At 72.2% G+C, this 14,261-nt stretch carries 10 protein-coding genes; 8 read left to right on the top strand and 2 right to left on the bottom strand.

Annotation, left to right across the window (positions count from 1 at the left end):
• Positions 1-40 precede the first annotated feature (40 nt).
• The 3 genes from SFY69_07170 to rimO all read left to right on the top strand — a co-directional run bounded on the left by SFY69_07170 (position 41) and on the right by rimO (position 4,209).
• The gene (locus tag SFY69_07170; GenBank protein MDX2131815.1) at positions 41-1,627 is read left to right on the top strand and encodes a carboxypeptidase M32; all 1,587 of its coding nucleotides are present in this window, start codon (positions 41-43) and stop codon (positions 1,625-1,627) included.
• 324 nt (positions 1,628-1,951) lie between these two features.
• Positions 1,952-2,434 carry a hypothetical protein gene (locus SFY69_07165; protein MDX2131814.1) on the top strand — a complete coding sequence of 161 codons (483 nt, stop codon included), beginning with the start codon at positions 1,952-1,954 and terminating at the stop codon, positions 2,432-2,434.
• Between the two features lie 86 nt (positions 2,435-2,520).
• Positions 2,521-4,209, top strand: a complete 1,689-nt coding sequence (gene rimO, locus SFY69_07160; protein MDX2131813.1) for a 30S ribosomal protein S12 methylthiotransferase RimO — start codon at positions 2,521-2,523, stop codon at positions 4,207-4,209.
• Between the two features lie 21 nt (positions 4,210-4,230).
• Here the strand turns inward: rimO and SFY69_07155 are convergent, their stop codons facing one another.
• The gene (locus SFY69_07155; GenBank protein ID MDX2131812.1) at positions 4,231-5,172 is read right to left on the bottom strand and encodes a sugar phosphate isomerase/epimerase family protein; all 942 of its coding nucleotides are present in this window, start codon (positions 5,170-5,172) and stop codon (positions 4,231-4,233) included.
• Positions 5,173-5,253: 81 nt separating this feature from the next.
• Between SFY69_07155 and SFY69_07150 the strand changes: the two genes are divergently transcribed.
• From SFY69_07150 to rsmA, 5 genes are all read left to right on the top strand, one after another.
• Positions 5,254-6,498: a putative peptidoglycan glycosyltransferase FtsW gene (locus SFY69_07150; protein MDX2131811.1), complete on the top strand. Its 1,245-nt coding sequence runs from the start codon at positions 5,254-5,256 to the stop codon at positions 6,496-6,498.
• A complete protein-coding gene (locus tag SFY69_07145) occupies positions 6,495-7,655 on the top strand; it encodes a glycosyltransferase (protein MDX2131810.1) in 1,161 nt (386 codons plus the stop codon). The genes SFY69_07150 and SFY69_07145 overlap by 4 nt, the downstream gene beginning before the upstream one ends.
• A 45-nt stretch (positions 7,656-7,700) precedes the next feature.
• Positions 7,701-8,432 carry a hypothetical protein gene (locus tag SFY69_07140; protein ID MDX2131809.1) on the top strand — a complete coding sequence of 244 codons (732 nt, stop codon included), beginning with the start codon at positions 7,701-7,703 and terminating at the stop codon, positions 8,430-8,432.
• Between the two features lie 145 nt (positions 8,433-8,577).
• Complete coding sequence (locus SFY69_07135; GenBank protein ID MDX2131808.1) at positions 8,578-10,035, top strand: GGDEF domain-containing protein; 1,458 nt, start codon at positions 8,578-8,580, stop codon at positions 10,033-10,035.
• A gap of 64 nt (positions 10,036-10,099) precedes the next feature.
• Positions 10,100-10,945 (top strand): 16S rRNA (adenine(1518)-N(6)/adenine(1519)-N(6))-dimethyltransferase RsmA, encoded by an 846-nt coding sequence (gene rsmA, locus SFY69_07130; GenBank protein MDX2131807.1) that lies wholly within the window; start codon positions 10,100-10,102, stop codon positions 10,943-10,945.
• On the opposite strand, the gene SFY69_07125 is transcribed toward rsmA, so the two are convergent.
• Positions 10,935-14,201 (bottom strand): caspase family protein, encoded by a 3,267-nt coding sequence (locus SFY69_07125; protein MDX2131806.1) that lies wholly within the window; start codon positions 14,199-14,201, stop codon positions 10,935-10,937. The two genes, rsmA and SFY69_07125, sit on opposite strands and share 11 nt — an antisense overlap.
• Positions 14,202-14,261 lie beyond the last annotated feature (60 nt).

Here is a 14,261-nt window from a genome sequence, read left to right as displayed (position 1 = left end):
ATACACTGCGTACCGCACCGTCGGAAAGGAGCTCCGGACATTGGCCCGCACGAACCCGCCCGCCAGCCCCGCCCCTGATGTTCGCCCGCCGGAGCCCGGCACGCCGTACGCGGCGTTGTGTGCGCACCTGCGCGAGAGCGCGCTGCTGGAATCCGCGGCCCACCTCGCATCGTGGGACCAGGAAACGTACATGCCCGCGCAGGGCGCCGCGGCCCGGGCCGAGACCGCGTCGATCTTGGCGGGCCTCGTGCACGAACGCCGCACCAGCCCGCGTCTGGGCGAGTTGCTCGCGACGTGCGAGGGCGACAAGGGGCTGCAGGGCGACGAGGTTGCACGCGCGAACCTGCGCGAAATGCGCCGGGACTACGACCGGCTGACGAAGCTGCCCAAGGACCTGGTCGCGGAGATCGCCAAGACGACGAGCGAGGCGCAGGAGGTATGGAAGAAGGCGCGTGCCGACAACAACTTCGCGCTGTTCCGCCCGTGGCTCGAGCAGGTCGTGGTGCTGATGCGCCGCAAGGCCGAGTGCCTCGGGTTCCGGGAGGGGGGCGAGTCGTACGACGCGCTGCTGGACCTGTACGAGCCCGAGGCGACGGCCGCGCAGATCGAGGCGGTGTTCACGCCGCTGCGTGCGCGGCTGAGCGATCTCATCGGGCGTGTGCGTGAGTCGGGGGCGAAGGTGAGCACGAAGTGCCTAGACGTGAAGGTGCCGGCGGAGCGCCAGCACGCGTTCGGGCTGTTCGTGCTGCGCGCGATGGGCTTTGACCTGGAGGGCGGGCGTCTCGACACCACCGCGCACCCGTTCTGCTCGGGCATCGCCCCGGGGGACGTCCGCCTCACGACGCGCTACCGCGACGAGCGCTTCACCGACGCGCTCTACGGCACGATGCACGAGGCCGGGCACGGGCTGTACGAGCAGGGCCTCTTCAAGCGCACGCCCGACGGGGGCGTGTCGGCGTACTTCGGCACGCCGCTCGCCGACTCGGTCTCGCTGGGCATCCACGAGAGCCAGTCGCGGATGTGGGAGAACTTCGTGGGTCGCAGCAAGGGCTTCTGGAAGTGGGCGTTGCCGCACTCGCGCAAGTTCTTCGGCAAGGCGCTCGACAAGTGGGACCACAAGGACCTCTTCGCGGCGACCAACACCGTGACGCCGAGCTTCATCCGCGTCGAGGCCGACGAGACGACGTACAACCTGCACGTCATGATCCGCTTCGAGATGGAGCGCGCGATTCTGCGGGGCGACATCGCGGTGGGCGAGATTCCCGCCGAGTGGAACCGGCGGTACAAGGAGTACCTGGGCGTGAAGGTGCCCGACGACCGGCGGGGCTGCCTGCAGGACGTGCACTGGTCGCTCGGGCTGTTCGGGTACTTCCCGACGTACACGCTGGGGAATCTCTACGCCGCCCAGTTCTGGGAGCGCATCCAGCACGACCTGCCGGACCTGCCCAAGCAGATCGCGAAGGGGAAGTTCGGCGGGCTGAAGGCGTGGCTGAACGAGCACATCCACGCGCCCGGGCGGCGGTACACCGCCGGGGCGCTGTGCGAGCGTGTGACGGGGCAGGCGCTCTCGCACGATGCGCTGCTGCGCCACCTCGAGCACAAGGCGGAGCAGGTCTACGGCGTGTAGCGATCGCGCCGGGCGCTCGTGCGGGGTGCGTGCGTTGCGTGCCGGGCCGTGCGCCCGGGCTCCGCGGCTTCTCGGACGCCCCGCCCGCTGCAATTGCATCGCCCGACCGTCAAGCGGAATCCGCGCACGCCGCGCGATGCCGGCCCGCGTGCTCGATTTGTCCGTCGCGCCGCATGCGACGGGCGCACGCGGCGCCGCACGGCGCGCGGGGGCGGTCCTGCGTCATGTTGACTCGCGGGGCGGGCGCGGGGCGTCGATCCACTGCGGTCCGATCGATGGGCGGCGGCGAGCCGCGCATCCTCGGGGGCACGGAGGACCGGCGCGATGAGGACTGTTCACCTGGGTGATTTGCTCGTGCAGCACGGCGTGCTGACCGCGGCGCAGCGCGACGCGGTGCTGGCGGCGCAGAAGGAGCGGGGCGGGCCCTTCGGCGCGCTGGCCGAGCAGATGTTCGGCGTGAACCCCGGCGCGGTCGAACGCGCCTGGGCCGAGCAGTTCGACACCATCGCGCCGCACGTCGACCCGCGCACGTTCCCGGTGCAGCACCGCGTGCTGGAGGTGATCTCCCGGCGCCAGGCGTGGCAGTTCCGCGTGCTCCCGCTCGAGATCCGCGGGTCGGACCTGGTGCTGTGCACCACGCGCGAGGCGCTGGTGCGGGCGCTCAAGTTCACCGGCTGGCGCCTGGGGCACGCGGTGCAGTTCGTCATCGCCGAGGCGAACCCCCTGGGCGAGGCGATGGAGCGGTACTACCCCATGGCCGGCATGCGCGCGTCGATGCTGTCTGATCCCCTGCCGATGGCGGCGTAGCGGCGTCCGGAGGAGCGAGAGGGGCGGGGCGTGCCTACCGGTGCGCCCCGCTTTGTTTTGCCGGCTTTCCTACGCTTGCCTCGCCAATGCCCCGACCCACCAGAAAGTCCCCGCGAGCCCGCGTTCGCCAGAAGGCGGACGACGCCTGCCGCACCGTCGCCTTCGTCAGCCTCGGGTGTCCCAAGAACCTCGTCGACAGCGAGAAGATGCTCGGCCTGCTCGCCCAGAGCGGGATCGCGCCCGTCCCCTGCGCTCCCGACGACCCCTCCTTCGGCGGGGCCGACGCCGTCGTCGTGAACACCTGCGGCTTTCTGGAAGCCTCCAAGGACGAGTCGCTCGGGGTCATCAAGGAGGCCATCGCCGCGAAGGAGCGGGGCGAGGTCCGCCGCGTCGTCGTCGCCGGGTGTCTCGTGCAGCGCCACCGCGCCAAGATGCTCGAGTGGGCCCCGGGCATCGACGCCATGGTCGGCGTCTTCGACCGCGACCGCATCGTCGACGCCGTCTTCGGCGAACGGACCGCCCGCGCGGGGAGCGTGCCCGTCGGCGATGAGGCCCCGAAGTACTGGATCGCCGGCAACGCGCTCGTCGCGGCGAAGGAACGGGGCGTCTCCACCGTCGGGCTCACCGTCCACGGCAAGGACGGCAAGGGGCTGGGCTACTTCGAGGACGACTCGGCGCGCCTCCGCCTCACGCCCCGGCACTACGCGTACCTGCGCATCAGCGAGGGGTGCAACCAGAACTGCGCGTTCTGCACGATTCCCAGCATCCGGGGCAAGATGCGCAGCAAGCACCCCGACGCGATCCTGGCCGAGGCGCGCGAACTCCTCGCCGACGGCGCGTTCGAACTGCTGCTCATCGGCCAGGACACGACGTCCTTCGGCGACGACATCGGGCTCGGGCTGGGCGCATCGCCGGTCCCGGGCGCGCCCGGCGGCCTGCCCGCCCTGCTCCGCGCGCTCTCCGACACCATGGACGAGATGGGCACCCGCGGCTGGCTGCGCCTCATGTACGCCTACCCCAGCAACTTCTCGGACCCGATCATCGACGCCTTCGGCGAGCTCGCCGCTCGCGGGCGGCTGCTGCCCTACCTCGACATCCCCCTGCAGCACGCCTCCGACCGCGTGCTCGCCCTCATGCGCCGCAACGTGACGCGCGCCCAGCAGGCCCGCGTCATCAACCGCCTGCGCGAGCGCGTGCCGGGCATGACCGTCCGCACGACGTTCATCAGCGGGTTTCCCGGCGAGACCGAGGACGACCACCGCCAACTCGTGGAGTTCGTCGAGGACATGCGATTCGACGCCGTGGGTGTGTTCGAGTACAGCCACGAGGACGGCACCGTCGCGGGCACGATGGAACGCGACCCGGCGCTCGCGGTCGACGCGGAGACCAAGGCCCGCCGGCGCAACGAGGTGATGGAGGCGCAGCAGAAGATCGCGTTCGAGGCCGCCGCGATGATCGCCGGCCGGTTCGACGAACGCCGCCCCACGAACCCCGACGGCTCGCCCCGGGGCGTCGTGCGCGACGTGCTCATCGACCACCCGCTCACGAGCGCCGGGCGCGCGACCAGCGGCGTGGGCGCGGGCGGACGCCTCTACGCCGGGCGCACCGCGTCGCAGGCCCCGCAGATCGACGGGCTGACCTACGTGCAATCGCGCGATCGCCGCAGCCCCGGCGAACTCGTCCGCTGCGTCATCGTCGCGAGCGATGGCTACGACCTCGTCGCCCGCCCGGTCGAAGAACTGCAACGCACCGTGGGGCTGAAGGTACTCCGGTAGGCAGTCCCCAGTCCCCAGTGCCTAGTCCCTTTCCCCGAATGCTCCGCGCAGCACGGCGAGGCTCTTGGGGATGGCGGTTTTCCAGTCTTCGAGCCCCTCGTACTCGAGGCTGATCCACCCGCGGTAGTCGTTGCGGCGGAGCATGGCCGCGATGCGGGGGTAGTCGAGATCGAGGGTGTACCACTTGCCGCCCCCGAAGTACGTCTTGGCCTGCACGAAGCAGGTGTGCGGGGCCATGAGTTCGAGCCGCTCGTACGGGTCTTCGAGGAAGTTCCCGGTGTCGAGCGTGCAGCGCAGCCAGGGCGAGTTCACCGCCTGGGTGATGCGCAGCACGCCCTGCGGCGTCAGGCCCAGCCCCCAGTGGTTCTCCAGGCCCATCGTCACGCCCTCGCGGGCGGCGACCTCGACGCATTCGCCCAGCGCGTCGATGACCCAGCCGAAGGCGGTGTCTTCCGCGACGCCCGGGATCGGTGGCTCGACGCCCCGGTCCTTCATGAGCTGGTTGAAGTCCTTGGTGGTGCCCCAGCGTCCGGTGTTGACGCGCATGGTGGGGATGCCCATCGCCCCGGCGAGTTCGAGGCAGCGGCGGGTGTGGGCGACGTTCTTGGCGCGTTCGGCGGGGTCGGCGTGGACGAAGCCCTGGTGGATCGAGAACCCCACGAGCGGGCAGCCCTCGAGGAGGGCGACCTGCTTGAGGCGCTGGAGCGAGGCGTTGTCCTCGGCGTCCATCTGGCGATGGAGGATCTCGACGCCGTCGAACCCCATGGCCGCCGCCTGGCGGATGCACTCGTCCACCGGCAGGCGCATGCCTTCGTTGAACTGCCAGAACGAGTAGGTCGAGACGCAGATCGGGTTGCGCCGGGCGGGCGGGGTGCCCGGCTGGCGTCGATGGGGCGCGGCGGCGAAGACGGGGGCCGCGGCGGCCAGGGCCGAGGCGGCGAGAAAATCGCGGCGGGTGGGCATGAGACCTCCGGGGGCAGTCTACAGGCACACTCGCACCCGGTTTTCCACGCGCCCGCCCCGCCTCGCCGATATCTACGGGCCATGCTCCGCCTCGGGCATTTCATCGCGCTCATCGCCCTCTGCCTGCTCACCATCGGCGTGGTCATGGTGAACAGCGCCGACATGCGCGTCGCCTCGCCCAGCGGCGAGAACGTCGCTCCGGCCATCACCGCCGAGTCCATCCTGCTCTCGCGGTCCACGATCTACATGGCCCTGGCCCTGGGCGCCATGTGCATCGGCGCCATGCTGCCGGTCCGCCGGTTCGCCGAATCGCTGGACGCGGGGGGGGCCGCCTCGGGGTTCTTCGCCCCGGCGCGTCTCGGCGGGCATGAGGGGGGCGTGCTGTCGCCCGCGGCGCGGGGGCTGCTGATCGCGTCGCTCGCGCTGGTCGCGGTGTGTGCGCTGGTGTACGTGCCCGGGCTGTCGAAGGAGATCAACGGCGCGCGCCGGTGGCTGCGTCTGCCGGTGCCCGGGCTGGGCGACGCGCTCTCCGTGCAGCCCAGCGAGATCGCCAAGTGGGGCATGGTCGGGCTGCTCGCGTGGTACGGAGCGGCGGCGGCGCCGCGCATCCATCGGTTCTGGGGCGGGCTGGTCCCCGCGCTGCTCTGCATCGGGGGCGTGTCGGCCCTCATCGTGAAGGAAGACCTCGGCACGGGCGTGCTCATCGCGGGCGTGTCGTCGCTGGTGCTGATCGCGGCCGGCGCCCGCCTGTGGCAGTTCATGATCTTTGCGCCCCTCGCCGTCGCGGGCGTGGTGTTCGCCATCCTCACCAGCGACTACCGCGTGAAGCGCATCCTGGCCTTCGTCGACCCCTACGCCGACCCGCAGGGCATCGGCTATCACACCATCCAGTCGCTCATCGCCATCGCCAACGGCGAGGGCTGGGGGCGCGGGCTGGGGCACGGCCTGCAGAAGTTCGGCTACCTCCCCGAGGACCGTACTGATTTCATCTTCCCGATCATCTGCGAGGAACTCGGCATCGCCGGCGCGGGCGTGGTCTGCCTGCTCTTTGCCGCCCTGATGGCCTGCGGGTGGTCGATCGTCCGGCGCGAGCCCCTTGCCGCCCTGCGCCTGTTCGCGTTCGGCGTCATCGCGACCATCGGTCTGCAGGCCGTCATCAACCTCGCGGTCGTCACGGGCCTGGCGCCCACCAAGGGCATCGCGCTCCCGCTGCTCTCCTCGGGCGGCACGGGCTGGATCTTGACGTCCTTCTGCCTGGGCCTGGTCATCTCCATCGAACGCACCCAGGACGCGCCCGACCATTCGCGGGCCCTCGCGGCGGCATGAGCCCGCCCGCTCGAACCTATGTCTTCGCCGGTGGCGGCACGGGGGGGCACATCTACCCCGCGCTCGGCGTCGCGCGCGTGCTGCTCGAGCGCGAGCCCCACGCCCGCGCCATCTTCCTCGTCTCGCAGCGCCCCCTGGACGCGTCGATCCTCGCGCGCGAACTGCCCGGAAGTGGCGGCGGCGGTGCGGGCGGCGGCGGGGCGATGTCGTTCCAGGCCATCCCCGCGCAGCCCTTCGGCGTGCGTCCGCCCGCGCTGTACAGGTTCGTGACGCGCTGGGGCGAGGCGGTCCGCGCGGCGCGCGGACCGCTGCGCGAGGCCAGGAGCGCCGGTCCCGTGGTGCTGGCGGCGTTCGGCGGGTTCGTCGCCGCCCCGTGCGTGCAGGCCGCCCGGGTCGAGCGCGTGCCGGCGGTGCTCGTGAACCTCGACGCCGTGCCCGGGAAGGCGAACCGGTGGATCGCGCGGCACGTGCGACGAGTGGTGACCGCCGCCCGCCTCGCGCCGGGGCACGAACGTCCGGCGTGGGAGCAGGTGCCGCCGATCGTGCGGGCCCAGGCGATCGCGCGCGAGCCGGCGGGGGCGTGCCGCGGCGCGTTCGGGCTCGACCCCGATCGCCCGACGCTGCTCGTCACCGGCGGCAGCCAGGGTGCGGGGAGCATCAACCGGTTTCTGGGCGCGCTGAGCGAACTGCCCGAGTTCCCGCTGCGCGCCTGGCAGGTCATCCACCAGACCGGCGCGGGCGGGGTGGAGGCGGTGCGCGTTGCGTACGAACGGGGCGGCGTGCGCGCCTGGGTGGGCGAGTTCCTGCCCGACATGGCCCGGGCGTGGGGCGCGGCCGACCTGGCGATATGCCGCGCCGGCGCGGGCAACGTGGGCGAGGCCTGGGCGAACCGCGTCCCGTGCGTGTTCATGCCGTACCCGTACCACCGCGACAAGCACCAGGCGTTCAACGCGTCCCCGCTGGTGGCGGCGGGCGGCGCGCTGTTGGCCGAGGACGCGATCGAGCCCCAGGCAAACGTGCGGCGTCACGCTGACACGTTGCGGGGGCTGCTTGGCGATACCGCCCGCGCGGGGGCGATGCGCCGGGCGCTGGGCACGCTCGGCCCGGCCGACGGGGCGGACCGGGTCGCGGGGGTTCTTGCGGGCGCGATGAGCTAGCGCGTTTTTTGCGGCCCGTCCGGCGTTTCCCGGTACACTTGTTCCATGCAGGCAGGCGGCGCCAGCTCGGGAAGGCGGTTCCGGTGCGTGGTGCTGCACCCCCGCCGTCGCCCACCCCGCCCGGAACTCATCGCGGCCCTGACCCGCCCGAACTTCCGCGTGTTCTCGTGCGAGGACGAGTTCGGCGCGATGGCGCACCTCTGCGCACGCGCGGGCGAGATCGCCCCGCGCGCCGGCGAATCCACGATCCTGCTGCTCGTCGAGCCGCACGACCTGGAGCACCCGGTCGAACTGATCGAAGCCCTGGACCAGTACGTGCCGGGCGCGTCGGTCTGGGTGTTCGACTCGCGCTCGACACACCGCCTGCGGGCCGTGGGCCCCGAGGATCTGACGACCTGGCGCGTGGAGCGCGACGAGGCTCCCCAGGCCGCGCGCCCGGTGACGACGCCGCCGGCGGGCGCCGAGGCGCGTGAGCGGCGGGGGCCGTCGCCGATCCCCGAGCCGACGATGACCATCGCCGGCCCGCACCTGCGTCTGGCGGGCGAGGGGGCGCCGCTGCCCGAACCGACGCCGAGTACTGGCGGGGCGTACGCGCCGGGCGCCCCCGATCCTCGACCGGACATCAAGCCCCTGTCGCCCGGACCGGCCGTGCCCGCGCCCCCGGCCTCACCGGCATTCCCCGCAGTGCCCGCACGCCCGTCGCGGGCGTCCCCGACACTGCTGAGCGACGAAGAACTGGCAATGCTGTTGTCAGGCGAGGCCGAGAAACGTACATAGCACTCTGCCCGCGGTCGTCTCGGGGAGGATCCCAACGGGACGACGGGATCAGCGGGCACCGGCGATCCGGGAGACCCCCGGCGTCGTAGGCTTGGTGGGTCGGGGTCCGGGGGGTGGCCACGGCGGGCCGACGAGGAGCGCGGGCGTGCCGACGGAGAGCCGGGCGGAAGTGCGAGTCGTGCTGGTAGGACGGACGGGGTTGGACGCGATGCTGCGCCGGGACGGCGGCATCGAGCTCGTCCGCGCCTCGACGCCCCTGCAGGCGATCGGCGAGCTGGCCTCGCCCATCGACGCCGAATCGCCCGAGCGAGCGGTGGTGGTGGTGGCGCCGCGGGTCGAGGGGCTGCTGGAAGGCGGGGAGCGCGACGACGCGCGTGCCGGGGAGTTCGTCCGCGCGCTGCGGGTCGCGTCGCCGGGCGTGGTGGTCCTCGCGGTCCGCAATGGGTCACCGGTGCCTGCCGCGTTCGACGGTTCGATCGCGTCTGATTTGGGCGCTGAGGCGCTGCGCGAGGCGGTGCGGTGGCGTCCTCGTGGGCAGGGGCCCGGCGAGGCGGCACCGGCGCGCGGCACGCCGCCGGCGCGTGGGATGGCGCCCGTGCTGCCCGAGGACGAACTGCTGGGCGATCTTCTGGCGGACAGCACGCCGCCCGCGGCGGAGCGAGCACCTCCCAGGCCGCCCGAGCGGGCCGCGCCCGAGCGAGCGGCGCCCGAGCGAGCGGCGGAGCGCGTGCCCGAGCGTGCACCGGAGCGGAGTGCGTCCGCGGAGGTTCCCACGGACGGCGCGCTGGTGGCGCAGTTGCTGCGTGGGCAGGACGTGCTGCCCGACGCGGTGCAGCTGATCCGTCGTCGGCTGCGCGACGAATCGGTCGAGTTCGTGCCCGCCGGCCCGTCGTCGGGGCGGGGCGGGGCGCTCGTGTCGTGGGAGGGCATGGGACGAGGCGGGTACGGGCACCTGGTGTCGTCGGTGAGTGCGCCCGACGTGCTGGCGCCGCACGCGCGGTGGCTGGCGTCGTGGATGCGCCTGCGCGATCAGCACGCGCAGCTCCGCGACGCGGCGTTCACCGATCCGCTGACGGGCGCGTGGAACCGGCGGTACTTCGACCGGTTTCTGCGAGCCGCCATCGAGCAGGCGCGCGAGCACCGGCGTCACGTGACGATCCTGCTGTTCGACATCGACGACTTCAAGAAGTACAACGACGTCTACGGGCACGACGCGGGGGACGAAATCCTGCGCGAGACCGTGAGCCTGATGCGCAGCGTGATCCGCCCGAGCGACCGGGTGTGCCGCGTGGGGGGCGACGAGTTCGCGGTGATCTTCCACGAGCCCCAGGGCCCGCGCCAGGAGGGCAGCCGCCACCCGTCGGACATCTTCGAGATCGCGCGGCGGTTCCAGGAGCAGGTGCTCGCGCACCGCTACCCGAAGCTCCTCGACTGCGCCCCGGCGACGCTCACCGTCTCCGGCGGGCTCGCGTCGTACCCGTGGGACGGCGCCACGCCCGAGGAACTGCTCCGCCGCGCCGACCAGCTCGCGATGGCGAGCAAGCGCCAGGGCAAGAACGCGATCACGCTCGGCCCAGGGGCGCTCCGCCTGGGCGAAGTGTGAACTCGTGCGCGGCGGGGCGCGGGCGGTCGCCGGCGCTACCCTGAGGGTTTCCGCGGCCCGACCCATGCAGACGCTCACCCAGATCCGCGAGATGCTCGAAGCACGCGGGCTTTCGCCGCGTCACTCGTTCGGGCAGAACTTCCTGCTCGACCACAACCTCATCCGCAAGCTCGTGGACGCCTCGGGCGTGGGGCCCGGCGACCTGGTCCTCGAGATCGGGCCGGGCACCGGCACGCTGACGGAACTGCTGCTCGCGCGCCGGGCGCGCGTCGTGGCGTGCGAGATCGACCGTGGCTTGGCCGCCCTGCTCCGCGAACGCCTGGGGCACGATCCCAACTTCACGCTCGTCGAGGGCGACTGCCTTGATGGCAAGCACGCGCTCAACCCCGCGCTGCTCGGCGCGCTGGGCGACGCGCCCTTCACGCTCGTCGCGAACCTCCCCTACGGCGCCGGCACGCCGGTGATGACCATCCTGCTCGCGGACGTGCCCCGATGCCGCGGGGTGTTCGTGACGGTGCAGCTCGAAGTCGCCCGCAGGCTGGCGGCCGGGCCCGGCGGACGCGAGTACGGGCCGATCAGCGTGCTCGCGCAGGCGGTGGGAGAGGTGCGATTGCTCGCCAAACTCCCCCCGGAGTGCTTCTGGCCCCGGCCCGACGTGATGAGCGCCATGGTGCAGGTCGTGCGGCGAGCCGAGCAGCGCGTGCCCGACCCGCGGGCGCTGGTCGATTTCGCCCAGCGCCTGTTCGAGCAGCGCCGCAAGCAACTGGGCGCGATCCTCGGACGCGACCGCCCGTTTCCGGCGGGGATCTCTGCCGAGGCTCGCGCCGAGTCGCTGCGGATCGAGCAGTTCGAGACGCTCCGCGTCTGGGACCGCGCGCGCGGGCCGGACCCCGCCACGACTACCACGTGAGTTTGCGGTTGGTTAGCAGGTCGCGCGCGGACTGGTTGCCCTTGCGGGCGGACTCGCGGAACCAGCGGAGCGCTTCGGCGGGGTCCTTCGTCGTCCCCTTCCCCTCGTCGTAGCAGAGCGCGAGGTTCCACATCGCGACCTCGTTGCCGAGTTCGGCGGCTTTCTTGTACCAGACGAGCGCCTCGGCGAGGTCCTTCGTGACGCCGTAGCCGTTCTCGAAGTAGTGCCCCATCCAGTTCATCGCGAGGTTGTCGCCGGCGTCGGCGCTCTTGCGGAACCATGTTGCCGCCGCCGGGTGCTGCTTCTGGTCGTGCGCGTCGATGCCCAGCATGAGCATCGCCTCGCTCTCGCCCTGTTCGGCGGCGAGCGTGAAGAGGCGGGTTGCCTCGGCGCTGTTGCGGGGCCCGCCCGTGCCGGCGCGGTGCATCTTCGCGAGCAGGACCATGGCGCTGGAGCTCCCGAGGCGGACGGCCTTTTCGTACAACGTCCGGGCCTTCGCGAGGTCTTTCGTGGTTCCCAGTCCGGTCTGGTACGCCCAGCCCAGGTTGCGCGACCCCATGGGCACGTTGTGCTCGTCGGCCTTCGCGAACCACTCGACGCCCTTGGCGGCGTTCACGGGCACGCCCTTGCCGTCGAAGTACACCACGCCGATGCTGTTGGCGCAGTCGTGGCGCCCCGCGGCGAAGGCGCGCTCGTAGTGGCGGACCGCCTCCGCGCCGTCCTTGGTGAGCCCGGCGTAGCCGTTCTGGTGGTAGACCCCGAGCCATTCGATGGCCGCCGCGTCGCCGGTGCCCGCCGCCCGCGTGAAGTACGCCAGCGCCTCGCGTTCGCTGCGTTCCGTGCCCACGCCGTAGTGGTACCGGCGTCCGACCTCGGTGGACGCCTGGGCGTACCCGGCGTCGGCGGCCCGGCGGTACCACTCGAACGCCTGCGCCTCGTTCCTGCGGACCCCGCGTCCGCCCGCGTAGAAGGTCGCGACGTTGTACATGCCCACCGCGAGCCCGCGCTTGGCGGCGGTCTCGAAGTGCGTGAACGCCTCCGCGTCGTCCTTCGCAACGCCCCAGCCTTCCTCGTGGCAGCGCCCGAGCCAGTTGGAGGCCTCGGCATCGGAACGAGCGGCGGCGCGGAACCACTCGAGCATCTGCCGGTCGTCCTCCGCCGCCCGCGTGCCGTTCAGCAGGCTGACCGCCGCGTGGCGCAGGCACTCCGGATTCGTGCTCCCCTTTTCAGCCGCCACCCGGTAGAGGCGGCGCGATTCGAGCAGGCTCTTCGACACGCCCACGCCCGACTCGTAGCACTTGGCCAGTTCGACGATCGCCTCTTCCGCGCCCAGGTCGGCGGCCTTGCGGAGCGCGACCACCGCCTGTTCGGCGTTGCGGGGCGTGCCGACTCCGTTGAGCAGGCAGAGCGCGGCCCGGTATGTGCACCCGCCGTCGTCCAGGGCCGCTCCTCGCTGGTACCACGCGAACGCCTCCGCCGCGTCCTGTCGCCCGTGGCTGCCGGTCTCCAGGGCCCAGCCCAGTTCGAGCATGCCGCCGGGATCACCGGCGTCGGCGGCCTTGCGGTACCACTCCATCGCCGCCGCCGGATCGCGGGGTACGCCCCGACCTTCCGCGTGGCGCTGTCCCAGGCGCAGCATCCCCATGCCGCTGCCGAGTTCCACCGCGCGGCGAGTCCATCGGAGGCTCTCCGCGTCGTCGGGGAGGGTGCCCAGGCCGGTGCGCGACATGTCCGCCAGTTCGACCGCCGCGCACCCGATGCCCCCGTCCGCGGCCCGACGGAAGTACTCCAAGGCGCGGGCGTTGTCGCGCACCACGGTGTTCGTGTGCCACAGACTCTTGATCTCGTTCAGCACGCGGCGTCCGCGCTCGTCGGGGCGGCACATCCGCACGAAGGTGCGTTCGTCGGCGTAGCGGACCCAGTTCTTGGGCGGGTCCTGGAGCAGCGCCCCGAGGATCGCCGCCGCCCAGGGATCGGTCTCGGCCTCGCGCGCCAGCCACTCCGTCGGGTTCGCGGGGATCGGGCGTGCCTCGTCGCCCGCACGACGCAGCGGGTGCTCGGCCAGCGCGCCTTTCACGAAATCCGGCGCGAGCGAGCGCGACCCGCGCTCGGCGGCCTTCCCCTTCACCGTGTCCGCGAGGTCCTGGAAGACCTTCCGACGCGCCCGGCGCACGGGGTCGAGTGACTCCGGATCGGCCTGCAGCAGTTCGCGCGCTTCCACCGCGAGTTCGACCGAGATCGTCCCGTCGATCGCGAGCTGCGTGATCGTCGCGACGCGCTCCTGCGTCACCGTCACCGCCGCCACGTGGCGCCCGTGCACCTCCAGCAGTCGGTTCTGGTCGATCGCGACGAGGAAGTCGCCGGTGCTCTCGCCCTGGCGCGTGGGCGTCTGCACGCTGTTCAGCCGGCGCGCGATGTCGGGGGCCCGTCGCGAGACGTACGCCCACCACTCGTCGACCGTGAGCACGCCGTCCTCGCCCGCCGCCGCGCCGCGCAGCCCTTCGATGAGCGACCACGCGAAGACGCTGTGCCCCTTGCCCTCGCCCTCGTTGATGGTGAGCGACTGCTCCGACTCCAGGCAACTGGCGAAGCGGACGCGCCCGTTCCCGTTGAAGGTGGGCAGCAGCTCGGCGAGGGAGAAGGCGGACTTGACCTTGGCGGCCTCGGCGGTGGCGGCGGCGTGGCACGCGTCGACGATCGCGATGAGACGCGACGTGCGGATGTTCTGCAGCCGGTTGTTGACGTCCAGCGCCGACAGCGCGGTGCCCTCGAGGTTGTCGACTTCGGTGTCGTACGTGACCCAGTAGCCCAGCGTCGCCTGGGCCGGCGAGGCCGCCGCCGCCGCCCCGAACTGCTCGGACGCTTCGACCATCCCGTGCCCGGAGTAGAACACGATGACCAGATCCTGCGGGCCGATCCGGGACGTCAGGTCCCGCAGGGCCTTGATCACCGCCGCCCGGGTCGCCTGCTCGTTGGTGAGCGTGGTGACGTTCGGGGCGGGGAACATCCCGATGCCGGGGTGGATGAGCGCGTCGCGCATGGCGGTCACGTCGCGCACGCACGCGTCCAGGCGCTGGATCCGCGCGTCGCGATACTGATCGATGCCGATGAGCAGCGCCCAGCGATTCGGGGTCGTCATGCCCGGCGACACGGACCGCAGCGCTTCGTCGAGGCCCGCCGTCCGGTCCGGCTGCGCCGCCCCCGCCGCGGCTCCCAGCAGCCACGCACCTGCGGCGCACCACGCAACGCGAGTCATGCACAGACCTCCGGCTCGGCGCGAGTATACAGCACACCCCCCGGCCGCCCGGCGTTCGGG

Source organism: Planctomycetota bacterium (assembly GCA_033763975.1).
GTDB lineage: Bacteria > Planctomycetota > Phycisphaerae > Phycisphaerales > UBA1924 > RI-211.
The sequence above is the reverse complement of the archived record's forward strand: the minus strand, read 5'-3'. Positions and strand labels throughout refer to the sequence as shown.